Annotated in this window: 23 protein-coding genes; 10 read left to right on the top strand and 13 right to left on the bottom strand. The window is 71.9% G+C overall.

Annotation, left to right across the window (positions count from 1 at the left end):
• Nucleotides 1-28 precede the first annotated feature (28 nt).
• The gene (locus JOD95_RS06045; protein ID WP_209683898.1) at nt 29-1,615 is read left to right on the top strand and encodes a cell wall metabolism sensor histidine kinase WalK; all 1,587 of its coding nucleotides are present in this window, start codon (nt 29-31) and stop codon (nt 1,613-1,615) included.
• Nucleotides 1,612-2,304 carry a hypothetical protein gene (locus JOD95_RS06050; protein WP_209683899.1) on the top strand — a complete coding sequence of 231 codons (693 nt, stop codon included), beginning with the start codon at nt 1,612-1,614 and terminating at the stop codon, nt 2,302-2,304. Before JOD95_RS06045 ends, JOD95_RS06050 begins: the two co-directional genes overlap by 4 nt.
• 16 nt (nt 2,305-2,320) lie before the next feature.
• Here the strand turns inward: JOD95_RS06050 and JOD95_RS06055 are convergent, their stop codons facing one another.
• Nucleotides 2,321-2,992 (bottom strand): hypothetical protein, encoded by a 672-nt coding sequence (locus tag JOD95_RS06055; protein ID WP_209683901.1) that lies wholly within the window; start codon nt 2,990-2,992, stop codon nt 2,321-2,323.
• Nucleotides 2,993-3,111: 119 nt separating this feature from the next.
• On the opposite strand from JOD95_RS06055, the gene JOD95_RS06060 reads away from it, so the two are divergent.
• Nucleotides 3,112-4,587, top strand: coding sequence for a glycosyltransferase family 2 protein (locus JOD95_RS06060; protein ID WP_307810387.1), 1,476 nt, complete (start codon nt 3,112-3,114; stop codon nt 4,585-4,587).
• A gap of 18 nt (nt 4,588-4,605) precedes the next feature.
• On the opposite strand, the gene JOD95_RS06065 is transcribed toward JOD95_RS06060, so the two are convergent.
• Nucleotides 4,606-5,628, bottom strand: coding sequence for a response regulator transcription factor (locus tag JOD95_RS06065; RefSeq protein WP_209683904.1), 1,023 nt, complete (start codon nt 5,626-5,628; stop codon nt 4,606-4,608).
• 35 nt (nt 5,629-5,663) lie between these two features.
• Between JOD95_RS06065 and JOD95_RS06070 the strand changes: the two genes are divergently transcribed.
• Together JOD95_RS06070 and JOD95_RS06075 are read left to right on the top strand one after the other, a co-directional pair.
• On the top strand, nt 5,664-6,014 hold the full coding sequence (locus JOD95_RS06070) for a hypothetical protein (RefSeq protein ID WP_209683906.1): 351 nt from the start codon (nt 5,664-5,666) through the stop codon (nt 6,012-6,014).
• A 55-nt stretch (nt 6,015-6,069) separates the two neighbouring features.
• Nucleotides 6,070-6,927, top strand: coding sequence for a formate/nitrite transporter family protein (locus JOD95_RS06075; protein WP_066652338.1), 858 nt, complete (start codon nt 6,070-6,072; stop codon nt 6,925-6,927).
• 70 nt (nt 6,928-6,997) lie between these two features.
• Here JOD95_RS06075 and JOD95_RS06080 read toward each other — a convergent pair whose 3' ends face one another.
• The 6 genes from JOD95_RS06080 to JOD95_RS06105 form a co-directional block, all read right to left on the bottom strand.
• On the bottom strand, nt 6,998-8,557 hold the full coding sequence (locus tag JOD95_RS06080; protein ID WP_209683908.1) for a glycoside hydrolase family 32 protein: 1,560 nt from the start codon (nt 8,555-8,557) through the stop codon (nt 6,998-7,000).
• Nucleotides 8,554-9,498 carry a carbohydrate ABC transporter permease gene (locus JOD95_RS06085; RefSeq protein WP_209683910.1) on the bottom strand — a complete coding sequence of 315 codons (945 nt, stop codon included), beginning with the start codon at nt 9,496-9,498 and terminating at the stop codon, nt 8,554-8,556. The genes JOD95_RS06080 and JOD95_RS06085 overlap by 4 nt, the downstream gene beginning before the upstream one ends.
• On the bottom strand, nt 9,495-10,487 hold the full coding sequence (locus JOD95_RS06090) for a carbohydrate ABC transporter permease (RefSeq protein WP_066652333.1): 993 nt from the start codon (nt 10,485-10,487) through the stop codon (nt 9,495-9,497). Before JOD95_RS06090 ends, JOD95_RS06085 begins: the two co-directional genes overlap by 4 nt.
• Nucleotides 10,488-10,590: 103 nt before the next feature.
• Nucleotides 10,591-11,910 carry an ABC transporter substrate-binding protein gene (locus tag JOD95_RS06095; RefSeq protein WP_066652332.1) on the bottom strand — a complete coding sequence of 440 codons (1,320 nt, stop codon included), beginning with the start codon at nt 11,908-11,910 and terminating at the stop codon, nt 10,591-10,593.
• Between the two features lie 89 nt (nt 11,911-11,999).
• Nucleotides 12,000-13,061, bottom strand: coding sequence for a LacI family DNA-binding transcriptional regulator (locus JOD95_RS06100; RefSeq protein ID WP_066652330.1), 1,062 nt, complete (start codon nt 13,059-13,061; stop codon nt 12,000-12,002).
• Between the two features lie 111 nt (nt 13,062-13,172).
• Nucleotides 13,173-13,475, bottom strand: coding sequence for a hypothetical protein (locus JOD95_RS06105; RefSeq protein ID WP_066652329.1), 303 nt, complete (start codon nt 13,473-13,475; stop codon nt 13,173-13,175).
• 103 nt (nt 13,476-13,578) lie between these two features.
• Between JOD95_RS06105 and JOD95_RS06110 the strand changes: the two genes are divergently transcribed.
• Nucleotides 13,579-14,088, top strand: coding sequence for a BLUF domain-containing protein (locus JOD95_RS06110; protein WP_066652328.1), 510 nt, complete (start codon nt 13,579-13,581; stop codon nt 14,086-14,088).
• A 157-nt stretch (nt 14,089-14,245) separates the two neighbouring features.
• On the opposite strand, the gene JOD95_RS16880 is transcribed toward JOD95_RS06110, so the two are convergent.
• Nucleotides 14,246-14,926: a response regulator gene (locus JOD95_RS16880; protein WP_209683912.1), complete on the bottom strand. Its 681-nt coding sequence runs from the start codon at nt 14,924-14,926 to the stop codon at nt 14,246-14,248.
• Nucleotides 14,923-16,584 carry an ATP-binding protein gene (locus JOD95_RS06120; RefSeq protein WP_209683914.1) on the bottom strand — a complete coding sequence of 554 codons (1,662 nt, stop codon included), beginning with the start codon at nt 16,582-16,584 and terminating at the stop codon, nt 14,923-14,925. The genes JOD95_RS16880 and JOD95_RS06120 overlap by 4 nt, the downstream gene beginning before the upstream one ends.
• A gap of 190 nt (nt 16,585-16,774) precedes the next feature.
• Here JOD95_RS06120 and JOD95_RS06125 point away from each other — a divergent pair, with 190 nt between their 5' ends.
• Genes JOD95_RS06125 through JOD95_RS06135 form a run of 3 tightly spaced genes read left to right on the top strand, consistent with a single transcriptional unit; the run spans nt 16,775 to nt 21,621 of the window.
• On the top strand, nt 16,775-18,211 hold the full coding sequence (locus JOD95_RS06125) for a cation:dicarboxylate symporter family transporter (RefSeq protein WP_209683916.1): 1,437 nt from the start codon (nt 16,775-16,777) through the stop codon (nt 18,209-18,211).
• 24 nt (nt 18,212-18,235) lie between these two features.
• Nucleotides 18,236-20,095 (top strand): phosphoenolpyruvate carboxykinase (GTP), encoded by a 1,860-nt coding sequence (locus JOD95_RS06130; protein WP_209683918.1) that lies wholly within the window; start codon nt 18,236-18,238, stop codon nt 20,093-20,095.
• Complete coding sequence (locus JOD95_RS06135) at nt 20,095-21,621, top strand: glyceraldehyde-3-phosphate dehydrogenase (RefSeq protein ID WP_209683919.1); 1,527 nt, start codon at nt 20,095-20,097, stop codon at nt 21,619-21,621. Before JOD95_RS06130 ends, JOD95_RS06135 begins: the two co-directional genes overlap by 1 nt.
• 190 nt (nt 21,622-21,811) lie before the next feature.
• On the opposite strand, the gene JOD95_RS06140 is transcribed toward JOD95_RS06135, so the two are convergent.
• Nucleotides 21,812-22,195: a hypothetical protein gene (locus JOD95_RS06140; protein WP_209683921.1), complete on the bottom strand. Its 384-nt coding sequence runs from the start codon at nt 22,193-22,195 to the stop codon at nt 21,812-21,814.
• Between the two features lie 83 nt (nt 22,196-22,278).
• Nucleotides 22,279-23,166, bottom strand: coding sequence for an SDR family oxidoreductase (locus tag JOD95_RS06145; protein ID WP_209683922.1), 888 nt, complete (start codon nt 23,164-23,166; stop codon nt 22,279-22,281).
• A gap of 103 nt (nt 23,167-23,269) precedes the next feature.
• Here JOD95_RS06145 and JOD95_RS06150 point away from each other — a divergent pair, with 103 nt between their 5' ends.
• Complete coding sequence (locus JOD95_RS06150; RefSeq protein WP_209683923.1) at nt 23,270-23,866, top strand: TetR/AcrR family transcriptional regulator; 597 nt, start codon at nt 23,270-23,272, stop codon at nt 23,864-23,866.
• 322 nt (nt 23,867-24,188) lie between these two features.
• Here JOD95_RS06150 and JOD95_RS06155 read toward each other — a convergent pair whose 3' ends face one another.
• Nucleotides 24,189-24,959 carry a DeoR/GlpR family DNA-binding transcription regulator gene (locus tag JOD95_RS06155; RefSeq protein ID WP_307810389.1) on the bottom strand — a complete coding sequence of 257 codons (771 nt, stop codon included), beginning with the start codon at nt 24,957-24,959 and terminating at the stop codon, nt 24,189-24,191.
• Between the last annotated feature and the right edge of the window lie 16 nt (nt 24,960-24,975).

A 24,975-nucleotide genomic window follows, 5' to 3' on the forward strand; every position in this document is an offset into this window, starting at 1 on the left:
ACCGGCCGCTGGGTGACAGCATGTGCGCATGGGGAGCCGTCCGGACCGCGACGAACGCGCGGGTCTGCGTGCGTTCCGCAACCAGCTCGGCGTCGTCGCCGGCATCATGCCCGTCGTCGCGTTCGTGCTCGTCGTCGAGCGCGAGTCCGTCGCCGGGCTGACGGTGGTCGGTACGGCGCTCCCGCTCGTCGCCCTGGCGCTCACCGCCGCAGCCCCGCCGGCGACCGACCCACGGTGGTTCGCAGCGGTCCTGGCCGTCGACGTCGCGGCGGTGGCCTTCATCCGCGGTGACGTCCCCTCCATCGGTGTCAGCGCGCTCTTCACCCTCCCGGCGTTGTGGGCCGGCTACGCCTTCGGGTTCCGAGGCGCCGCCGTGACGACGGGGTTCACGGTCGCACTGCTCTGGATCGGCGCACCCGGCGAATGGGACGTCCTCGACGCCGACGACACCGCACGACTGGTGTCGCTCCCGCTCGTGATCGCGGCGGTGAGCGGGACCGCGGCCGCGCTCACCCGCCGGAGCCGCGCGCAACGTGACCTGCTCCACGACCAGGCGGCACTCCTCCGTCGGCGGCTCAGCGAAGTGAGCGAGCGCGAGGAACTCGTCCGGGCGGTCATCGACTCGGTCGACTTCGACGTCCTGGCCTTCGACGGCAGCGGGCGCACGACGGTGACGAACCGCGGCAGGGGCCGGACCGCGCTCGACGACCTGACAGCCCCGACCGCTGCACCCGGCGCCGGCGAACTGGTCCGACGGACGCTCGAGGGCACGGAGTTCGAAGGGGAGATCGTGTCGGTGCGACGCCCCGACGGTTCCTCGAGGACGTACACGGTCAGCACCCGACTCCTCCCGGACGAGGGCGGGACGGGCGGTGTCCTGGTCGCACGCGACGTCACCGCCGAACGGCGTGCCCTCGCGGCGCGGGACGACCTCGTCGCCTCGGTGTCGCACGAGCTCCGCACCCCGACCACGGCGGTGCTCGGCTCCGTCGAGCTCGCGCGCGAGGTCGACGGACTGCCCGCCGACGCGGAGCGGATGCTGGACGTCGCCTCGCGGAACGCGGAGCGGCTGGTCGAACTCGTCGGCGGGATCCTCGAGGCGGCACGCGAGGAGCGCGTGGACCTGGTCCTCGCGCCGTGCGACCTGCTCGAGGTGATCGACGCAGCGGTGGAGGCAGCGGGACCGGCCGCACGTGCAGCGGGGGTCACGCTCCGGACGACCGCGACCGAGCGACCCGTCCCGGCGATCGCGGACGCCTTCCGGATGCGCCAGGTCGTCGACAACCTCATCAGCAACGCAGTGAAGTACAACCGTGACGGCGGCTGGGTCGAGGTCGGAGCGCACACGGTCGGGGAGCTGGTCTGGGTGATCGTGCGCGACGACGGTATCGGCATCGCCGACGACGACCAGGACCGCCTGTTCGAGCGGTTCTTCCGCGCCGAGCGTGTCCGGAGCACCGGCATCCACGGCACCGGCCTCGGCCTCGCCATCTGCCGACAGATCGCCCGCCGACACGGCGGCGACCTCGCCGTGGTGAGCGTGCTCGACGAGGGGACGACCGTCACGATGACGATCCCGACCGCGGGCCCCGGATCGACGGAGGTGGACGCATGAACCCGTTCCTGCTGTGGACCGCGATCGCAGGGGGGTTCGGTCTGCTCGTCACCGTCCTCGTCTCCCGTCGGTCGAGCGGCCGGCGCGCGGACGTCCCCCGCGACGCCCTCGAGGTCGCGGTCGCGATCGTCGGCGCCTTCCTGGTGCTCATCGGCGGAGCACTGCTCGCGGGACCGGCAACCCGCGTCCTCGTCGTCTGGCTCGTCGTGCTGTTGACCGTGGCGCTCTTCTGCACGGTGCTGCGGGTCCGGAGCGGCGCCACCGTGACGACGGACGAATCCGTCCCGCAGCGGAACGAGGCGCTGACCGCGGCTCGCCGCATGCTGGACCGGGCGGACTACCACCAGGTCTCGGTGGTGCGCGTCGCGGTCACCCTCGGGAACGCCGACCTGCTGGCCACGGCGTTCGGCCACACGGCCGTCGAGGCCGCCCGCACCGAACTGGCACGGGCGCTCCTCGCCGTGGTACCGCCCGACGCGCTGCTCTGGACGGAGGACCGCGACCGTGTGGTCACCCTCGTGCGGGAGGACGAGTGCGACCTGGCTGACTGGCGGGGCGGACTCGAGGCCGCGCTCGCCACGCTCCCGCCCGACAGGCTGCCGACCGTGCCGACCGCGTCGTGGGGGACGACGTCGACCGACGACCGCGGCTACCGGCTCGAGGACCTGGAGGTCGACGGACGCACGTGAGCGCCGCGGGCCGGTGTCACCCGGCGCGTGCGAGGTCGACGGAGAGCGTGTCCGTCGCGGTCTGCTGCGCGGTCGCACCGCCGGTCCCGACCGGGGTCTCGGTGAGGACGAGCGTGACGACGGCACGCAGCCGGGCGGCACGCTCGGGCGCGGCACCGAGCACGAACGTGCCCGACCACGACTGCGGCGTCACCACGGCGTACCCCTGGCTGTCCGACTGCTCGGCGGGAGACGCAGCGGCGGTCACGTCCGCCCCGGACCCGTCCCGGTAGGAGACGGCGACGGCGGCACGGACGAGCCGGACCTCCGAGTCGCTCCCGCCGCCGCGGGTGGTCACCGACATCGAGAGGGGCTTGTCCGCCCCCGGCGTCCACTCGTCCATCGGCAGCGTGGACCAGTACCGGACGTCGACCGACAGGTCACCGGCGGTCAGCGTCCGACTGACCGCGCCTGCCGCGAGGTCCCCGCCGACCGCGACCGACTCCGGTGGAGCCGGCGTCGCCGAGCCGGACGACCGCTGCGGGGTCGACCTCGCGGATGCCGATGCCGATGCCGATGCCGATGCCGATGCCGATGCCGCGGTCTCCCACGGCGGGGTACCGCACCCGCTCAGGAGGAGCCCCGTGACGACGACCAGTGCTGTGCCGGCCGCTCCCCTGCCCGCCGCCGCCTTGCCGTTCCCTGCCATGACGCCCCCGTCCAGAGCGGATCTTGAGGTTCCGCTGCGTCATGGTAGCGCTGGACCAGAGGGACCGGAACGAGACTCGGAGCAACCGCAGCACCGACCGAACGACCAGGAGCAGGACCGTGTCGACCATTCCCCACACCACCGGCACCACGCAGCCGATCGCGTCCACCACCGACCGCTCGCGCTGGACCCGTCGCCATGATCCCGAGCTCGCGGCCTCGGTCCTCGAGGACCTCGACGCACTGCCCGAGTACCGCCCGACCATCGGTTGCGTGATCCCGGCCTACAACGAGGAGGAGAGCATCGGCGACGTCCTCCGTTCCCTCCTCGAGCAGACCCGACTCCCCGACGTCGTGCACGTCGTCATCAACAACACCACGGACGCGACCTTCGACGTGGCCGCCGAGTACGCCGGTCCCCACCGCGTGGAGCGCGACGGCGTGGAGCAGTGCACCGAGGTGTACGTGCACGACATCGGTGAGAACCCCGACAAGAAGGTCGGAGCGCTCAACTACGGCTTCAGCCTCATCGAGGGCTGCGACTACATGCTCGGCGTCGACGGCGACACCACCGCCCACCCGGACGCCGTGGAGTGGCTCGCCCAGGAGATCGTCTCCGACGCGCGCATCGGCGGGATCTCGGCGATCTACTCCATCGACGACCGCCCCTTCCACGGGCCGGTGCAGCGGTTCCTCATCGCGGGTCAGCGCGCCCAGTTCGCCGCCTTCAACATGCAGAACATGCTGAAGGGCCGCAACATGGCGGTGCTCGGCGGGCAGTTCTCGATCTTCTCGATGCGAGCCCTGCACGAGGTCATGGAAGCGAACCACCAGGGCTCGCCGTGGGTGAAGGACAGTGAGGTCGAGGACTCCCTCCTCTCGCTGCAGGTGAAGAGCGCCGGGTACCTGACGAAGATCAGCGCGCGGGCCCGCGCCGACGTGGGCGGGATGCACACGCTGCGCGGCCTCGACGCCCAGCAGGTCAAGTGGAACTTCGGTGCGATCGAACTCATGTGGCCGGGGCAGCGCGGCGACACGAAGGGACAGCCGTTCCACCCGAACCTGCGACTGCGCTGGATCGAGCACGCGTCGATGGCGATGAACTTCCTGACGCGGGTGCTCTTCGTCCTGCTGCTCGTGGCGTCGCTCTCGATCCACGCGTTCGTCTTCAGCCCGGTCTGGCTCGTCCCCCCGGTCGTCGCGGCGGCACTGAACCTGCGCGTCGTCGCATCGATGAAGCAGCGCACCTGGCGGGACGTCCTGTTCGCCGCGCTCGTCGCTCCGGCCGAGATCTACATGTGGATCCGCCTCGGGCACTTCCTGCGCGCGTGGACCCGGTTCGCCAGCAAGAAGCAGACCGACAACTGGGCGGAACAGGCGAAGGCCGAGCGGGGCTCCGGCAACGCGCACCTCGCGCCGGTCGCGATCGTCCTGCTGGCGATGACCGCTGCCGTCTACGGCTGGCTGCAGCTGGACGTCGTCGCCCAGTCGACCGTCCTCTGGTTCGGCTGGCCCGTGCTCGCCGTGATCACCGCGCTGCAGACGCTCGGGATGGTCGGTAAGCTCCTGCGCCGTCAGTTCGGCTACAAGGTCTGACGGATGCCGTACCGAGGGTCAGTCCGCAACGAACCCGGGGTCGCCGGGTCCGGTGAGGCGGTAGCCGACGCCACGGACCGTCACGACGAACCGTGGCGCGTTCGGGTCGTCGGCGAGCTTGCGCCGGAGGTTCGCCATGTGCACCTCGACGTTCCGTCGGTCGGCGTCGCCGATGTAGTGGGTCGTGACGTAGGCGTCGTTGCGGACGGCCAGCGCCAGGTCCGCCTTCGACCGCACCCGCCGACGGGACTCGACCAGCGTCGCGAGCAGGTCGAACTCGGTCTTGGTCAGCTCGACCGGAGCGCCGTCCACCTGGACGAGTCGCGCCTCCTGGTCGATCGCGAGTCCGTTGTGCCGCGTCCACGACGCACCGTCGGACGTGGTCTCGGCCTCCGTCGCGGCGTCGTCCCGCACGACGGCAGCGCCCTCCCGCGCGACGGCGGCGCCCTCCGACGCGGCTGCACCCCCGGACGACGGCGCGGCTGCACCCCCGGACGACGGCGCGGCCGCACCGCCGGACGACCGAGGAGCGTCGGCGGGCGCGGCACCGGGGTCCGGGACCACCGACAGCACGGCCGACGCGGACGCAGTCGGGACGGGGACGTCCCCGGGCGCCATCGGACCTGTCCCCTCGGCGTCGGCTCCCGCAGACTCGATGGTCCGTGGCCGGCGGAGCATCGCTCCGAGACGAGCCCGGAGCTCGCGCGGGCGGAACGGCTTCACCAGGTAGTCGTCCGCACCGGCCTCGAGACCCTGGAGGACGTCGATCTCGTCGCCCATCGCGGAGATCATGACGATGTACGTGCCGCTCGACCCCCGGATCCGCCGTGCGACCTCGAACCCGTCGATGCCGGGCAGGGACACGTCGAGCGTCGTCACGAGCGGCTCGTGGGCCAGGACGGCCCGGACTCCGTCCTCACCGTTCCCGGTGCTGATCGTCGAGAAGCCCGCCTGCCCGAGCACCTGTTCGAGCAGGTACCGGATGTCGAGGTCGTCCTCGATCACCACGGCCACCCGCCGGTCCTGCGTGGAATCGTCCACGATGCTGTCCCCCTCCCCCGCCACGGTGGTCGACCGTGACGGGCACGCTGATCATCCTCGACGCGCGGCCCGGTCGCCAGCGGTACGGGTGGCTCGTCTCTCCGCAGTATTGCAGCACCGCGCTCCACGTGGGCACCTGGGGTTCCGCGCTCGAGCACTTCCGACCACGGCCGGACGTGCTGCTCATCGGTGCGCTCACCGATCGCGATCGCGCCGCCGTCGGATCGGTCGTCCGGGTGAGCAGGACGCTCGGTGTCCGCGTCGTCTGCGACGCGTCGACTGCGGGTGTCTCCGTGCTCCGGGCGGCCGTCGCCGCGGGCGCGACCAGGTGGGACGGCGCCCGGGCCACCGCGTCGGCCGTGTTCGGCAGACCGCACGCTCGGTGAGCCGTTCCCTGCACCCCGGCCCGTGCACAGCAGGCCCGGGGCTACCGTCGGAACGGTGACGGACGAACGACGCCGCGAGGTCGGCGACAACGACGCCCCGGTCGAGGACGAGATCGAGGAGTCCTTCGACGCGGTGGTCGACGAGGGGGCCGAGCGCCTGCAGCGGACCCTGCGGGTGGTGCTCGCGACCGGGTTCGCCGGCGGCCTGGAGATCGGGCTCGGCGTGATGGGGTACCTGGCCGTCCTGCACGAGACCGACAGCCACCTGCTCGCGGGCCTCGCCTTCAGCATCGGGCTCGTCGCGCTGTACCTGGCGCACAGCGAGCTCTTCACCGAGAACTTCCTCGTGCCGATCGTGGCGCTCGTCGCCCGGGAGGGCACGGTGTGGCAGCTCGTCCGGCTCTGGGCGGGGACGCTGGTCAGCAACCTCGCCGGCGGTTGGGTCGTGATGTGGCTCGTCGTCCAGGCGTTCCCGCAGTGGCACACGGTGCTCGAGGAGTCCGCCCGGCACTACGTCGACGCCCCCTTCGGACTGCAGACCGCGGTGCTCGCCGTGCTCGGTGGGAGCACGATCACCCTCGTGACCCGCATGCAGCAGGGCACCGACTCCGACCCGGCGAAGCTCGTCGCGGCGGTCGCCGGTGGCTTCCTGCTGGCCGGTCTGCAGCTCTTCCACTCGATCCTGGACTCGCTGCTGGTCTTCGGCGCCATCCAGGCGGGGGCGTCGATCACGTACGGCCAGTGGGCCGCCTGGTTCGGCTACGTGCTCGTGTTCAACGTGCTCGGCGGTGTCGTGCTGGTGACGTCGCTGCGCCTCATCCGGTCGGCGGACCTGCTGCGCGGTCGACGGCGCGACGCGCCGGACGCACCGGACCGTGCGACGGGCGAGCAGGAGCGGGGCACCGCGCGCTGACCGGACCGGGTGCCGGACGGGAGGCCCGTGGCGGCTTCGCCACGGGCCTCCCGTCCGGCACGGCGTCGGGTCAGCCGACCGGGGTCGTCTCGTCCGCGTCGGCGGATGCCGTCACGGTGACCGCGTGCGGCCCGGGGTCCACCAGCAGGCGACGGCGTGCGTCGGTCGCCGACCCGGCGAGCAGCGCCGTCATCGAGCCGGTGCCGGCACCCGACGAGACCTCGACCGACGACTCGTCGAACCACAGGGTGAGCGCGACGCGGTCGCCCTCCGGTCGCACCGTCGACGCCACGTGCCGTCCGAACGACGCCGGGAGCCCCGGCACGGCGGGACGGTCGAGCCGGAGCGAGGCGTCGGCGGCGTCGTAGCGCAGGCCGAGCCGACGTCGGCCGTCGGCGTCGTCGAGCTCCAACCGGACCACACCGTCGGGTCCGCGCAGCGTGATCACGACCTCGACGCGGACGAGTCCCGGGAGCTCGTGGGTGCTCGCCGCGTCGTCGTCGTGACGGAGCACCGTGTCCACGGCACCGGTCGGGCCGACGATCCGCTGCACCAGCTCGAGGCGTCCGTCCCGCTCGGTCAGACCGAGGGCCCGAGCAGCGGTCATCGCGCCGCGCCACGGCGTGGTCGGCAGGTCCTTCGCGTAGTCCCAGTTGTCCATCCACGCGACGAGCGTCCGGTCTCGGAGGCCCGTACCGGAGAAGGTCACGCCGGCGTACGAGTCGGGACCGTGGTCGAGCCAGCGGTACGTCGCGAGCTCCTCGGTGGACTGCTGCCGCCAGGACCCGTCCGGCGACCGGGTCTCGGCGGGGAGCGGCTCGTCCGGGACGAACCGCTCCCCGTCGAACTGCCCGAGCACGACGTGCGTACCGGATCCGCCCGCGACCCCGCCGGGGTTGAGGCTGACCAGCAGCACCCAGACCACGCGGTCGGGGTCGCCGTCGACGGTCAGGGGGAAGAGGTCCGGGCACTCCCAGACGCCACCGACCGGACCGGCGGGACCGTAGGTCGACACGAGGGTCCAGGTGCGCAGGTCGGTCGACCGGTGCACGAGCACCTGGCGGTCCTGGGCCTCGACGGCGACCATGATCCAGCAGGGTCCGTCCGTGCCCTCGTACCGGAACACCTTCGGGTCGCGGAAGTCGGCGGAGCCGCGGCGCAGCACCGGGTTCCCCGGGTACTTCAACCACCGGTACCCGCCGTCGGTGCTGGAGGCGAGGGCCTGCGACTGCTCGGTCTCGGCGGCCTGCGTCCAGATCGCGACCAGCGGCGGCTGCTCGGCCGATCCGAGCCCGCTCGTGTTCTCCGCGTCGAACACCACGGAGCCCGAGAAGACCTGCCCGTCCGCGTCGGCCTCGAGCGCCACCTCGTGCTCGGTCCACGTGAGCAGGTCGGTGCTCGACGCGTGCCCCCAGCCGACCGTGCCGTGGTCGATCCCGTCCGGGTTGTGCTGGAAGTAGAGGTGGTACCGGCCGTCGTGGACGACCAGGCCGTTCGGGTCGTTCATCCAGTTGCGGGCGGGCGTGAAGTGCTGCCGCGGGCGCCGGATCGTGGCGCCGTCGGCCGCTGGCTCGGTCCGGGTGCGCTCCGTCGCCGGCACGTCGGACTGCGTCGCCGTCTCCGTGCTCACTTGACCGACCCTGCGGTGAGGCCACGGACGAAGAAGCGCTGGAGCGACAGGAACACCACGAGGGGCACGATCAGCACGATGAACGAGCCGGCCGCGACCAGGTTCCAGCCCGACCCGTACTGTCCGAGCAGCCCGAGCAGGCCCTGCTGCAGCACGGGGTTCGTGTTGCCGATGAAGATGTACGCGACGAGGTAGTCGTTCCAGACCCAGAGGAACTGGAAGATCGCGAACGACGCCAGCGCCGGCACCGACATCGGGACCGCGAGCCGCCAGAAGATCTGGAAGTGCGACGCGCCGTCGACGCGGGCGGCCTCGATGAGCGCGACGGGGAGCGTCGACATGTAGTTCCGCAGGATGTAGATGCAGAGCGGGAGCGCGAACGCCGAGTGCACGATCCACGCCGCCGGGAAGGTGCCGGTGATCTGCAGCCCGGTCGCCTGCGTGATCGTCTTGTACAGCTGCAGGACCGGGATCAGCGAGATCTGCACGGGCACCACGAGCAGCCCGACGATGACCGCGAAGTAGAACTCCTTGAACCGGAACTGCAGGAACGTGAACGCGTAGGCCGCGAACGCGGAGATCATGAGCGGCAGGATCGTGGCCGGGACCGCGACGGCGACGCTGTTGAGGAACTCGGCCGCCAGGCTCTGCCCGGTCCCCGAGGTCGCCCCCGTCAGCGCGTTCGAGTAGTTGTCGAGGGTCCACTCCGTACCGAACAGGTTCCCGAAGACGGTCCACCACCCGGTGCTCTGGGCGGCGGTCGTCGTGCGGAAGCTCGTGACGAGCAGGCCGATCGCCGGCACCATCCAGAGCACGGCGATGACGCCCATGACGATGCTCAGCAGGACGCGGGGACGCTGCTCGGCGCTGGTCTTCGTGACCCGTTCGCGCTTCGTCGCGACGATCTCCGGGGCTCCGGCCACCGGGACGATCTCGGTCATCGGAGGGCCTCCTGTTCGCGGTAGGTCCGCACCTGGTACACGATGACGGGCACCACGGCGAGGATGAGGATGACGACCACGGCGGACGCCTTCCCGGGGTTGTTGAACGCGAAGAACTGCGAGTAGAACTCGACGCCGAGCACGTTCGTGTCGAACTGCCCGTTGGTCATCGCGAAGACGATGTCGAAGATCTTCATCACCGTGATGAGGACCGTGATGCCGACGGCGATGATGGTCGTGCGGATCTGGGGAGCGATCACACGGAAGAACGCCTGCCGCTCGCTGGCACCGTCGATGCGTGCCGCCTCGATCGTCTCCTCGGGCACGGCCTTGATCGCCGCGGAGAGCAGGACCATCGCGTAGCCGGCGTTCAGCCAGATCACGACCGCCATGAGCAGGAAGCTGTTCATGCGCAGGAAGTCGTTCTGCAGCCACGGGATCGGGTTCTGGTGCGTGATCGCGGTCCAGATGCCGTTGAGCAGGCCGACCTGGGGCTGTCCCGGTGCGTTGTACGCGTACACGAACGACCACATCGACGCGGCCGCGATGAAGCTCACCGACATCGGCAGGAAGATCAGGGACTTGAACGTCTTCTCGCGCTTCGGCCCGAGGCGGTCCGCCAGGGTCGCCACGAGCAGGCCGATCACGACCACCACCGCCGGGACGACGATGATCCAGAGCAGGTTGTTGAACAGGGTCGACAGGAACGACGGCGTCGAGAAGAGCGAGACGTAGTTGTCGAGGCCGCCGAAGGACGTCAGCCCGTACTGGTCCGTCTTCTGCAGGCTCTGGATGACCGTCTGCACCGTCGGGACGACCAGGAAGACGAGCAGGAGGAGCAGGACCGGCCCGATGAAGACGTAGGGCAGCAGTCGACCGTGCCACTTGCCGTGCGTCTTCGAGACCAGGAAGTTCAGCCCGAGGTAGATCAGGAACGAGACGGCCAGTCCGCCGATGACGGAGACGAGGACGCTGAGGACTTGCTGCACGAGGGGTCACCTCACTTCGTTGTCGGGGTGTGTCGTCGCGGCGTGCAGGCGCCGACGGCCGTGGCGGCGCCGGTCGGCACCGCCACGGCGCAGGTGGAGGGTGTTACTGCGACGGCCAGGAGTCGTCGATGGCCTTGAGCGTCTGGTCGAGTGACTGCTGACCCGCGGTCCAGGCCGTCAGGTTCGTCCACTCGGTACCGGCACCGACGGCTCCGGGCATCTGGTCGGAGGCGTCGAAGCCGAACACCTTCGAGTCCTTCACGGCCTGCTGCGCGACCTTCTGGAACGGGCTGGTGTACTCGGACGCCGGGAAGTCGTTGTGCGGCGAGAGCGCGGCCGACCAGTTCTTGGCGTAGCCGTTCGTGCCGAACTCCTTGCCGACCAGGTAGTCGACGACCTTCTTCGTGTCGTCGTCCGTCTTGAACGCGGCGACCAGGTCACCACCGCCGAGCGTGCCGGAGGTCGCGGCACCCTCGGGCGTCGGGAGCGGGAAGGCGTTCACGTTCGTCGTGTCGCCCTTCGCGATCTGCTCCTGGATCGCGGCCGGGAAGTTGCCGGTGATGAAGGTGCCCTGGCGCATCATGTAGCACTGCCCCGCCGACTTGCCGCCGTCGACGAACAGGTTGTTGCCCGCCGCGCCGAAGTCGGTGGACGCCATGGCCTTGCCGCCGCCGTTGACCGCGCCGTCGGCGAAGATCATCGACTCGACCTTGCCCGCGGCCTGCTTGACCAGGGGCGAGTCGAACTTCACCTCGTGGGTGATCCAGTCGTCGTACTTCTCGAGGCCGCCGTAGCGGAGCACGTACTCCTCGAGCCAGTCCGTCATCGGCCAGCCGTTCGAGCCCTGCGACGCGATGCCGACGCACCACGGGTAGCCGGAGCCGTCCTTGATGATCTTCTCCTGCAGCGCGGTGAGCTCGGCGTCGGTCTTCGGGACCTCGTACCCCTTGGCCTCGAACGCGGCCGGGTCGTACCAGACGAGCGACTTCACGTTGATGTTGTAGGGCAGGCCGTACGTCTTGCCGTTGACCTTCGCGATGTCGGCGAGGCCGTTCGCCTCGTCCGCGGTGACGCTCTTGACGTCCACGAGGTCGTCGAGCGGCTGGATGCCCTGGCTGATGAGCGACTTGAGCACGCCGGGCTGGGGGAAGATCGCGACGTCGGGGGCCTGGCCGCCCTTCACCTGCGTGACGATCGACGTCTGGAAGCTGTCGCTGCCCGAGTACTTGACGGTGATGCCCTGGCCCTCGGCCCACGTGTCCAGGTCCTTCTGGAACGCCGTGGCCTGCGCACCGGTGAAGCCACCGGAGATCGTGACCGTGCCGTCGGACGATGCGGATCCTCCGGCGCTGCAGCCGGTCAGCGTCAAGCCGGTCCCGACCGCGAGCGCGGCGGCGACGGCGATGCCCTTACGAAGCCTCATTACTTCGACCTTTCACTCGCACAAACCCAAATCGTTTTGTGTTGAGGAAGAGCATCACACAGGGGCCGTCCGCTCGCCACGGGCGCGGGTCACGAACGAGTAACGGTTACCGGTCCGATCGAGTCGCGGACGACGAGCTCTCCGCGGAGCCGCTCGACCCCGGCACGCGGCGTCGGCGGTGCGGTCAGCGCTCCCGTCTGCTCGAGCGCACGGCGGACCGCCGCACGACCCATCTGCTCGTGCGGGAGCGCGACGGTCGTCAGGCCCGGACGCAGGGCGGCGGCCACGAGCTGCAGGTCGTCGATGCCGACGACCGACAGGTCACGGCCGATCCGCATGCCCCGCTCCTCCGCGACCTGGTAGACCCCCATCGCCATCTGGTCGTTGAAGGCGAACACCGCGGTCGGGCGCTCGGCGGCGCGGTCGCCGGCTGCCTCCGGTACCGGTCCGAACAGCTCCGTCGCCGCCCGGAAGCCCGCTGCGGCATCCGCGACCTCGCCGACCGCGCGGACCACCACGGGGGTGCCGCCGGCCTCCACCAGGGTCCGCTCGTACCCCTCGACCCGGCCGGTCACGGCGGGACCGGCGCCCTCGACCGTCAGGTGCGCGATGCGCCGGTGCCCCGCCGCGAGCAACGCGCGGACCGCCGTCGCGGCGATGTCCTGCTCGTCGGGCACCACCGACGGCACCGGAGCAGCGGGGTCGAACGCGTCGAGCAGCACCGTCCGGGCCGGGTCGAGCGACCGCGGCAGCCGGATGACCCGGTTCGACGCCGAGGCGAACACCACCGCGTCGACCTGCCGCTGGATCAGGGCGTCGATGCGCGGGTCGTCGAACTCCCCGGCTGCGATGTCGACGATCATCAGGACGTGGTCGTGCGCGGCCGCCTCGGCCTGCGCCCCGACGATGATCTTGCCCGCGTACGGGGTCGACGCGATCTCCTCGGACACGAACCCCAGGACCGCCCGTCGGTCGGTCCGCATGGCACGGGCGATCGGGTTCGGCGCGTACCCGAGCCGTTCGACCGCTTCCTCGACCCGGAGGCGCGTCCGGGCACTCACGGTGCCCTTGCCGCTCAGCGCGTGCGACACCGTCGTGATCGACACCCCGGCCTCGGCCGCCACGTCGCGGATGCTCGTCGCTCGCGCCACGTGGTCTCCTGCTCTCTGCCCGTCCGGCCCGACGGCCCTTCCGGGAACCACCCGCGGACCGCACGTGCTGAGCCTAGTCACGCACTCGGCGGACGCGGGCGCGGCGAGGGACTAGCGCGGAGCGGGCGCTCCCACGGCGAGCGCCGACGCCAGGGTCGCGATCAGCCCGAGCCGGGCGAAGTACGGTCGGGCGCCCACGGGGAGCACCGCGATCAGGGCGAACGCGTTCGCTGCGGTGTCCGCGAGCCGGTCCTGCTCGGACGCCGACAGCGGCACCCCGGCCACGACGAGGGTCGCCCACCCGACGATCTCCGCGCTCGGCAGCTCCGGGTCGCAGGCACTGGCACGGTCCACGCCGTCGGGCAGTGGCGTGACGCGGTGTGCCTGCAGGACCGCCTCGAGCTCTTCTCGCATCGCTCCACCGTAGAGAGCGGCACGACGTCGGTCACAGGGAACCGGGGGACGTCACCGCCCGGTCACCGGGTCGGCTCTCGGCTCGCGCGGGTTGAGTGGACCCGTGCAGCCCTCATCGGAACCGACGCAGACCCCGGGTGACGGCGCGCTGCTGTCGCTCGTCTACGCCAGCCGCGCGGTCGTCGGCTTCGGACTCGACGACCTCGACGACCTGCTGGCGCACGCCCGCAGCGCGAACGCCCGCGCCGGCGTGACCGGCCTGCTGCTGTTCCGCGACCACCGGTTCCTGCAGCTGCTCGAGGGGCCCGCCACGGCGGTCCGCGAGAAGATGGCGTACATCGCCGAGGACCCGCGCCACGACCAGGTCACCGTGCTGCTCGAGGAACAGGTGCCCGCACGGCAGTTCCCGGACTGGTCGATGGGCTACGCGGCCGAGACCACCCTGCAGCGCGCCGCGGTGCCCGGTCACCGCACCACCTTCGACGACCTCGACTTCCTGCCGGACGACCACGGCGGGGCACCGGACCTCGCCGCGGTGCGGGAGCTCCTGCAGTGGTTCCGGCAGGACCGGACCGGAGCAGGTGCGGACGCGGGCACGGCCCGCGCACGCTGACCCCGCTGCCGGGGCGACCGGACCACGGACGGGAGGCGCGGTGCCGGCCCGCACCGTGCCTCCCGTCCGGCACCGCGCACGGCCGCAGCGTGCCGCGCCGGCACGCGTCGTGCCTCCCGTCCGGTACGCCGCACGTCGCACGCCCGCAGCGCGCCGATCAGCGCAACCAGCGGTACTCGTACTCCGGCCGTCCCTGCCCGCGGTGGCGGACGTCCTTGGCGACCTGCCCGGCGGCGGCCAGGTGCTCGAGGTACCGCCGGACGGTGACCCGCGACAGCCCGGTCGCCTCGGCGACCTCGGATGCCGAACCACCGTCGGACCGCTGCAGCAGTGCGTCGCGCACCACCTCGAGCGTCTCCGGGGCGATGCCCTTCTCGTGGTCGGCGGGCGCGACCGGACGGAGCGTCCCGAGCCGCTCGTCGATGTCGGCCTGCGTGAGGGCACGACGGTCCTCGAACCCGCGCCGGAACTCGCGGTACGACGTCATCCGGTCGGCGAACGACCGGAAGCTGAAGGGCTTGACGAGGTACTGCACGACCCCGAGGGCGATCGCGTTCCGCACCGCCTGGACGTCGTGTGCCGCGGTCACCGCGACGACGTCGACGGCGGAACCGGCGGCCCGCAGCGTGCGGACGAGCTGCAGGCCGTGGGCGTCCGGCAGGTTCAGGTCGAGCAGCACGAGGTCCGGTCGCTCCGCAGCGACCGCGGCGAGCATCGCCCGACCGGTCCCCACGGTGTCGATCACGGCGAAGCCCTCGAGGCGCGACACGTAGGCCGTGTGCGCCTCGGCGGTCAGCGGCTCGTCCTCGACGATGAGGACCCGGATGGGCGCGGTCACGAGGGCACCCGCCCGGTGGTGATCTCGACGGTGAACGTGCTGCCGTCCGGTCCCGTGGTCACGGCGACGTCACCGCCGATGCGGGCCAGGGTGGCGCGCACGAGGTCGAGGCCGATGCCGCGTCCCTCGGGACCGGACTGCTTCGTCGACCACCCGCGCTCGTAGACGGCGTCGACGTCGGCGATGCCCGGTCCGTCGTCGCGGACGACGAGCCGGACGGTCCCGCCGGCTGCGGCGACAACGACCTCGACGCGGCCGCGGTCCGGGCCCTGCGGGGAGCCGGCGACGGCGTCGACGGCGTTGTCCACGAGGTTGCCGAGCACGGTGACCACGTCGGCGGGTGCGGCCGGGACGGGGTCGAGCAGTCCGCTCGTGTCGGCGACCAGGTCGACGCCGCGCTCGCCCGCCTGTGCCCGCTTGGCGGCGAGGAGGGCGTCGAGCACCTCGGGCTCGGTGTGCGCCGGATCGGCGCACAGGTCGCTCTCGCTGGACGCGTCGGTCTCGCTGCGCCGGTCGGTCTCGCCGTGCCGCTCGACCTCGCTGTGCCGGTCGATCTCGTGTGCGGCGAACCGGATCGCCTCGCCGACCCGACCGAGCTCCAGCAGCGCGACGACGGTGTGCAGGCGGTTGGCGAACTCGTGCGTCTGCGAGCGCAGCGCATCGGTGAGCGTCCTGGTGGCGGCGAGCTCGCCGGACAGGTGCAGCAGGTCGGTCTGGTCGCGGATGGTCGCGACGGTGCCGACCGGCCGGGTCGCCCCCCGCGGGAACGCCATCTCCTGGTTCACCACGAGCACCCGGTCGCTCGTGGCGTACGTCTCGTCCACGGCACGGTCACCCGATGCGAGCAGGGTCCGGAGGGCGTCCGGCACGTCGAGCGCCGCCAGCGGCACCGGATCCTGGCGTTCGGCCGGCGCCGGCAGGTGCAGCAGCTCCGCCGCACGGTCGTTGTGCAGGACGACCGCCCCCGACCGGTCGACGACCACGAGCCCCTCGTGCACCGAGTGGAGCACGCCCTCGTAGGACGCGAAGACCCGCGCGAGCTCCTCCGGGCCCCGTCCCGCGGTGACCCGACCGAGGTACCGGCTGAGCAACCACGAGAACAACGCGGACACCGCGACCACCGCCAGGCCGAGCAGGACGACCGACGTGAGCCGCGGCACGAGGGCACTCGAGATGTTCGCCACGGTGACCCCGGCGGCGACCAGTCCGACGATCCGGCCGTCGTCGTCGGTGATCGGCGTGACGGCCCGCACCGAGGGGCCGAGCGTCCCGGTGGAGGTCTCGGTGAAGGTCCGGCCGTCGAGCGCCGGCTGGACCGTACCGCGGAACGGCCGGCCGAGCTCCGACCGGTCGGGGTGCGTCCACCGGGTCCGGTCGGGCGCCATGATCGTGATGAAGTCCGTGTGGGTGCGGCGCATCAGGTCGAGCGCGTACGGCTCGAGGCGCTCGGACGGGTCCGCGGTGGTCGCCTGCTGGACCACGAACGGGTTCCGCGCGATCGACACCGCGACGGCGGTGGACTTCTCGGCCGCGTCCGCCTCGAGGTCGGCTCGCGCCGAGGTCCAGCTCCAGACGCCACCGACCGCCACCCCGACCACGACGAACAGCAGCTGCAGCGCGAAGAGTCGCGCGGCGATGCTCCACCGACGGGGTACCACTGAGCTGCCTCCTCGCTCCGTTGCGGGACGACCCATCCTCGCGCACGGGGGCCCGTCCGCGCAGCCTCCCCGTGAACGTTGTGAACACAAGTCGCCGCCGCGGGTCGCTCCGCGCGAGGGTGTGTCCGTTCCCCCGAGGACGAACCGACCGGAGCGACGCCGCTCCCGGTCCTGACGACAAGGAAGTCGCATGGCATCGACGCACTCGACCACCGCCCGCCCACGGCGACGCGGTCTGGATCGCTCGCACTGGCTCTACATCGCGGTCATCCTGGCCGTGCTCGCCGGCATCGTGGTCGGCCTGACGGCCCCCGACTTCGCCGTCGGACTCAAGCCGATCGGCGACGGCTTCATCGCGCTGATCAAGATGATGATCGCGCCGGTCATCTTCTGCACGATCGTGCTCGGCGTCGGCTCCATCGCGAAGGCGGCGACGGTCGGCAAGGTCGGCGGGTTGGCGCTCGGCTACTTCGTCGCGATGTCGACGTTCGCCCTGGCGATCGGCCTCGTCGTCGGCAACCTCATCCACCCCGGCGACCAGCTCGACATGTCGAAGGCGACGTACGAGCTGCCCGCCGGCACCGAGGAGAGCGCGTCCTCGACGTCCGGGTTCCTGCTCGGGATCATCCCCGCGACGCTCGTGTCGTCCCTGACGAGCGGCAGCATCCTCCAGACCCTGTTCGTCGCGCTGCTCGTCGGCTTCGCGCTGCAGGCGATGGGCGAGAAGGGTGCGCCGATCCTCACCGGCATCCGACACCTGCAGGCCCTGGTGTTCCGCATCCTCGCGATGGTCATGTGGGCCGCCCCGATCGGCGCGTTCGGGGCCATCGCAGCGGTGGTCGGTGCCACCGGCGTCGCGGCGCTCGTCGCGCTCGGGACCCTCATGGTCGCGTTCTACATCACCTGCATCGTGTTCGTCGTCGGCGTCCTCGGTGTCCTGCTCCGCGTCGTGACCGGCGTCAACATCTTCCGGCTCATGAAGTACCTCGGCCGCGAGTACCTGCTCATCGTGTCGACGTCCTCCAGCGAGGTCAGCCTCCCGCGGCTCATCGCGAAGATGGAGCACCTCGGCGTCTCGAAGCCCGTCGTCGGCGTCACGGTGCCGACCGGGTACTCGTTCAACCTCGACGGCACCGCGATCTACCTGACGATGTCCTCGCTGTTCATCGCGAACGCCCTCGGCACGCCGCTGAACATCCCCGAGCAGATCTCGCTCCTGGTCTTCATGATCATCGCGTCGAAGGGTGCTGCCGGGGTGACCGGTGCCGGACTCGCCACCCTCGCCGGCGGCCTGCAGGCGCACCGCCCGGACCTGGTCGACGGCGTCGGCCTGATCGTCGGCATCGACCGGTTCATGTCCGAGGCCCGCGCGCTGACGAACTTCACCGGGAACGCCGTGGCCACGGTGCTGGTCGGGACGTGGACGAAGCAGATCGACAAGCAGCAGGTCGAGCGGGTGCTGTCCGGTGCGGCGCCGTTCGACGAGCGGACGATGTCCGCCGACGACCACGGCGCGTCGGCTCGCGCAGACGGTCCCGGCTCCGCTCCCGCCACCGACGAGCGGATCTCGACCGAGGCCGTCCGCACCATCGTCGAGCCCGAGGGCTCGACCGCCACCCGCCGGTAGTCCCCCGTCACGAGGAGATCGACGATGATCACGAACCCCAACCACACGAGTCCCGCACCGCACACCGTGCCCGGCTCGCCCCGCGTCGCCCTGGAGGCGTGGGTCGCCCGGATCGCGTCCCTCACCTGCCCGGACCAGGTCGTCTGGTGCGACGGGTCAGCCGACGAGACCGCCCGCCTGACGCAGCAGCTCGTCGACGAGGGCAAGCTGATCGCCCTCGACCCGGAACGCCGACCGAACAGCTACCTCGCCCGGTCGGACCCGGACGACGTCGCCCGGGTCGAGGGGCGCACGTTCACCTGCTCCCGCACGCCCGAAGACGCCGGTCCGACGAACCACTGGCGGGAACCGGTCGCGATGCGCGCCGAGCTCGACGAGCGGTTCGCCGGGAGCATGCGCGGCCGCACGATGTACGTCGTGCCGTTCTCGATGGGACCGGTGGGCGGCCCGATCTCGCAGCTCGGCGTCGAGGTGACCGACTCGGCCTACGTCGTCCTCAGCATGGGCAGGACGACCCGGCTCGGGGCGGACGTGCTCCGCGCGATCGACGCCGGCGTGCCGTGGGTCGCGACCGTGCACAGCGTCGGGCATCCGCTCCGCGACGACCAGGGCGTCCCGCAGCCGGACTTGTCCTGGCCCTGCAACGCGACGAAGTACATCGTGCAGTTCCCGGAGACCCGCGAGGTCTGGTCGTACGGCTCGGGCTACGGCGGCAACGCCCTGCTCGCCAAGAAGTGCTTCGCGCTCCGGATCGCCTCGGTGATGGGTCGTGACGAGGGGTGGCTCGCCGAGCACATGCTGCTCGTCCGGCTCACCTCGCCCGAGGGCCGGGCCGTCCACGTCGCCGCCGCGTTCCCCTCGGCCTGCGGCAAGACCAACCTCGCGATGCTGCAGCCGGCCCTGCCCGGGTGGTCCGTCGAGACGATCGGCGACGACATCGCCTGGCTCCGCCCGGGTGCCGACGGACGACTGCACGCGATCAACCCGGAGGCCGGGCTGTTCGGCGTCGCACCGGGGACCGGCCCCGACACGAACCCCGTCGCGGTCGAGACGATCGCCGCGGACACGATCTTCACGAACGTCGCGCTCACGGACGACGGCGACGTCTGGTGGGAGGGCCTCACCCCCGAACCGCCCGCGCACCTGGTCGACTGGACCGGCGCCGACTGGACACCGGCGAGCGGCACTCCGGCCGCGCACCCGAACGCCCGGTTCACGGTGGCGCTCGACCGGGTCCCGACGCTCGCCGACGGGTGGGAGCGCAGCGTCGCCGTCGACGCCGTCGTGTTCGGCGGTCGTCGGTCGACGAACGTCCCGCTCGTGGCGCAGGCGTCGACCTGGGCCGAGGGCGTGTTCATGGGTGCGACGGTGTCGTCCGAGCGGACCGCCGCAGCCGAGGGCACCGTCGGGGAGCTCCGCCGCGACCCCTTCGCGATGCTGCCGTTCTGCGGCTACGACATGGCCGACCACTGGGCGCACTGGCTCCGGATCGGCGAGCGCCTCGGCGCCGGGGCACCGGCGGTGTTCCAGGTCAACTGGTTCCGGCGGGGCGAGGACGGCGCCTTCCTGTGGCCGGGCTTCCGCGAGAACGCCCGCGTGCTCGAGTGGATCGCGCGCCGCGTCGAGGGCACCGTGCCGGCGGTCGAGAGCCCGGTCGGCCTCCTCCCCGACCTGGACGACCTGGACGTGCACGGGCTCGACGTCACCGCCGCACAGCTCGAGGCCCTCTTCGCCGTCGACCCCGGGCCGTGGCTCGAGGAGTGCGACCTGACCGAGGAGTTCCTCGCCGGGTTCGGCGACCGCACGCCCCCGGTGCTCACCGCGATCCTCGACGAGCGTCGCGCGGCCCTGCACGCCACGGCCGACGTCCGGCAGGTCGCCTGATGCCGTCCGGCGCCCCGACCACGACCGGGGTGTCCGCCGCCGCCGAGCGTGCGCGCCTGCAGCGGGTGTGGGACGAGAAGCTCGCTGCCGCCGAGGCGATGGTGCCGCTCATCGGACGGCTGTACCGGCGGGACGACGTCGTGCCGTCCGTCCACGGCCGTCCCCTGGTGGGGCAGTCCCCGATCGGGATCGTCAAGGCGCACCGGTCGAGCCGCCGGGTCGACGAGACCGAACTGCCGGTCGCAACGAGCCTGGCGATCCTGACCGAGCTCGACACGATGGCACTGTCGTCGGTGTCGGTGGACCTCGGCGACCTCGCGTCCCGCCACCGACGTGACCGCCTCGGCAGCACCCTGCGCGAGTTCCTCACCGACGAGTTCTTCCTGCACCGCGGCACGGCGGACGGACCGCACCGCGACGCCCCGCGCGACGTCGTGCTGTACGGGTTCGGGCGGATCGGTCGGATGCTCGCCCGGATCCTGCTCGAACGCGCCGGGGAGCACGCCCCGCTCGCCCTGCGTGCCGTCGTCGTCCGCCGTCGCGGGCCCGGCGACCTGGTCAAGCGGGCGAGCCTGCTCCGCCGGGACTCGATCCACGGCCCCTTCGCCGGCACGGTGACCGTCGACACCGAGCACGACACCATCACCGCGAACGGCACCCTCGTGCAGTTCGTCTCGGCCGACTCCCCCGACGCCGTCGACTACCGCGCGCACGGCATCGAGGACGCGATCGTCGTCGACACCACCGGTCGCTGGCGCGACGCCGAGGGGCTCGGGCAGCACCTCCTCGCCCCCGGAGCGGCCCGCGTGCTGCTCACCGCGCCGGGGAAGGGCGACGTACCGAACGTGGTGCACGGCATCAACCACGACGGCATCGGCGACGACCCGGTCGTGAGTGCCGCCTCGTGCACGACGAACGCGATCGTCCCGGTGCTCAAGGTCGTGTCCGACGCCTGGGGCATCGTCCACGGGCACGTCGAGACCGTGCACTCCGCCACGAACGACCAGAACCTGGTCGACAACTACCACCCCGCCGACCGGCGAGGGCGGGCGGCGGGCCTGAACATGGTGATCACCGCGACCGGCGCAGCGAAGGCCGCCGAGAAGGCACTGCCCGAACTCCGCGGCCGGCTCACCGGCAGCGCCGTCCGCGTCCCCACGCCGAACGTCTCGCTCGCGGTCATCCACCTGACGCTCGGTCACCCGGTCGGACGCGACGAGCTGAACGGGGTGCTCCGGGACGCCTCGCTCACCTCGCCGCTCCGGCGGCAGATCGACTACGTCGAGTCGCCGGAGGTCGTCTCGACGGACCTGCTCGGCAGTCGGCGGGCGGGCATCGTGGACGGGCTCGCGACGATCGCGGACGGGTCCGAGCACGCGGTGCTGTACGTCTGGTACGACAACGAGTCCGGCTACAGCCGACAGGTGCACCGGGTCCTGCAGGAGATGGCCGGCGGCCGGCGGGCGGCGTCGCCCGCCGGTCACGCACTCCGTCCGGTCCGTGCGGCAGCGCACCTGTCGTCCTGACGGGGCGGACGGGAGGCGCGGACCACCGGACGCCGACCGGCGACGGTGATCCGCGCCTCCAGTCCGTCGTCGCGGTGCCGGTCCGTCAGCCGGCCTGCGGACGACCGGCACGATCGCCGTGCCACGTCGACCGCTCGGGACGCGACGTCGGTGCCGTCTCCCCCGACGTCGGTGCCGTCACCTGCACCGGCTAGGTGAAGAAGACGACGGTGCCGACGCCGATCCAGGCGAGGCCGATGGCGGCCAGCGCGGCGAGGCTGGCGAGACCGGTCGCGACGACCGCCGACACCTGTTCGCGCCAGACGCGGAGCGAGCTCGCCGCGATGCAGAGGGCGAGGACGGCGACGGGCAAGGACCCGATCAGCGCGGCAGCCTGGACGGCAGAGGTCCGACGATCGGCTGCTGTGGGCGGGAGCATGCCGTCGTCGTAGTCGAACTGGGAGGGCGGGGTCTGGCGAGCGGGATCGAAGACGCCGGTCGCCACGAGCACGATGCCCCACAGGACGATCAGTGCGATCGCGAGGAGGGCCCGGACGTTGACCTGCCGCGACCGGTCCCGCCCCCGAAGCCCCATGCGCCGACCCTAGCGCGCTGGGCGCCGGACGCTTCGTCGAGCAAGGGCCGATCGGCGGTGCCTCGTCCGTCGGGACCGTCGCGTCATGCGGCCTGCGTGTAGTGCCCGGCGTCGAGGTCCTCGAGCAGGGTCGGGCCCGTCGGCTCCCAGCCGAGGAGCGCGCGCGTCCGAGCGCTCGACGCGGGCTGGTCGCCGCCGAGCAGCGCACCGAACACCCCGAGTGTCGTCGCGTCGACCGGCTGTGCCGGCATGCCGGTCTGCCTGCTGATCGACTCGGCGACCGCGCGCATCGGGACCCCCTCCTCGGCGACGGCGTGCAGGACGGACCCTGCCGGAGCGCTCTCGAGCGCTCGCCGGAACAGACGGGCTGCGTCGCCGACGTGCACCGCCGGCCACCGGTTCGATCCGTCACCGACGTACGCAGCCGCGCCGAGCTGTCGGTCGAGCTGCACGAGTGCGGCGACGAGCCCGTTCCGGTCCCCCACGCCGTGCACCGTCCGGGGCATCCGCACCAGCCCGGCGCGGATGCCCCGGTCGGCTAGCCCGAGGACCGCAGCAGCCGTGCGCGCACGGGCACCAGCCGGGCCGTCAGGATCGAGCGGGTCGCCCTCGGTCGCCGTGCCGCGCGGGGTCGTCGGGGTGCCCGAAGCGGCGAACAGGGCCTTCCCGCTGCCGGCCAGCGCGTCACCGAGCGTGTCGAACAGCGCGACCTCGTTGTCGATCGCCTCGTCGAACGCGTCGAAGTCGAGCGTGAACGCGAGGTGCGCCGTCGCATCGGCCCGGGTGGCCTGCTCGACGATGAGCGCGTGGTCGGCCATCTCGCCGCGCACCGCCTCGGCGCCGGCGGCCCGGATGCGCTCGGCGGAGGAGGCGGAGCGGGCGAGCCCGACGACGTCGTGTCCGTGCGCAACGAGGTCGCGGGTGAGGACGCTGCCGATCCAACCCGACGCGCCGGTGATGAAGACGTGCATGGTGACTCCCGTCCGGTGCCGATGCGACACCGCTCGTGTTATGAGACTTGGTATCGTCACCGTACACCTGATGCGACCGAGTCGCATCGACTAGACTCTGCCCGTGGCACGCTGGCAACCGGACCCCCGGGGTCGACTCCTCCGAGCGGCGCTCGAGCTCTTCGCGGAGCAGGGCTACGACGCCACGACCGCGGCACAGATCGCGGAGCGCGCCGGCCTCACCAAGGCCACGCTCTTCCGGCAGTTCCCCGACAAGCGCGAGATCCTCTTCCAGGGGCAGGCCGCCACCATCGACACCGTCCGGCGCGTGGTGCGGGACGCGCCAGCGGACCAGGTGGACGAGACACTGGTCGACGACGTGCTCGGCGCCCTCGTTGCCGCGCACGTGCCGGAGCAGCAGGAGGTCGGCGCCGCGATCACGGCACTGACGCTCGAGCACGAGGCACTGCGCGAGCGGTACGTCTACAAGCGGTCGGTCGTCTCCGACGCGCTCGCCTCGGCGCTGCGCGAGCGGGGCGTGTCTGGGCACCGGGCCGTGGTGCTCGCGGAGATCGGCGTGCGGGCGTACTGGGACGGGTTCGAGCGGTGGACGGCCGAGCCGGCGGGGGCGTCCGTCGAGGTGCTCGGGGCGCTCGTGCGGCAGGAGGCGGCGGCACTGCGGTCTGCGGCGGTCGGGGCGGCGCCAGCGACACCTCGGTGAACGAGCCCAGCGCGAGGTGTTCGGTCTGTTCGCGGATGCCGGTGACGGCGCCGCCACCGAGGACGACCCGGTCCGGCCGGTACTGGGCCGCGAGTTCGATGATGCCCTCGCCGACCCGGGTGCCGTGGCGTGCCGGATCGAAGACGCCGGTCGCCACGAGCACGATGCCCCAAGACGATCAGTGCGATCGACGAGGGCCCGGACGTTGACCTGCCGCGACCGGTCCCGCCCCCGAAGCCCCGTGACCAGCGCGCCGAGCGCCGGACCTCCGCGAGCACGGCCCGCCGGTGGTGGCGCGTCCCGTCCTCGGACGTGCGGGCGGTCAGGCCGTGACGACGGTGACGTCCGCGGTGTCGAAGCGCTCGACGAGGTCCGGTGCGATGCCGTCGTCGGTGACGAGGGTCCATCCGCCACCGAGCCGGGTCCATGCGTGGAACTCCGACTGCGCGAGCTTCGAGGAGTCAGCGAGGACGTACACCGCTGCCGCACGACGAGCGATGAGTTCCTTCAGGCGGATCTGACCGAGGTCCGCCTCGCAGATCCCACGCTCCGGGGACACCGCGTCGGCGCCGAGGTACGCCGCATCGAACGTCAGGTACTCGAGCGCCGCCTCCGTCAGGGGTCCGACGAAGCCGTTGCTCAACGACCGGTACTCGCCGCCGAGCATGACGAGTCGGACGTCGTCGCGGTCCGCCATGTCGGTGACGACCCCGACGCTGGTGGTGGTGACGGTGAGGTCGGCGTCCACCGGGAGCGCATGGGCGAACGCCGCGACGGTCGAGCCGTTGTCGAGGAAGAGCGACGTCCCGGGCTGCACGGCCTCGGCTGCGCGCCGCGCGATGTCGCGCTTCGCGTCGAAGTGCTCACCGAGCCGCTGCCGCAGCGACGCCTCGGGGTGCGCGGCCACCGCCATCGCGCCACCGAACGTCCGGGTGAGCTTCCGCTGCTCCTGCAGGGTCGCGAGGTCCCGGCGGATGGTGGATGCCGTGACCCCGAACCGCTCCGAGAGTTCGTCGACGCTCGCGAGTCCGACCGTCGTCGCGAGCGTGACGATCGCGTCACGCCGAGCTCTGGCCGAGATCGACACGGGCACCTTCCGGACAGTGGGG

The sequence above is a fragment of the Curtobacterium sp. 1310 genome (assembly GCF_017834105.1).
In the GTDB taxonomy this organism is placed as follows: Bacteria; Actinomycetota; Actinomycetes; order Actinomycetales; family Microbacteriaceae; genus Curtobacterium.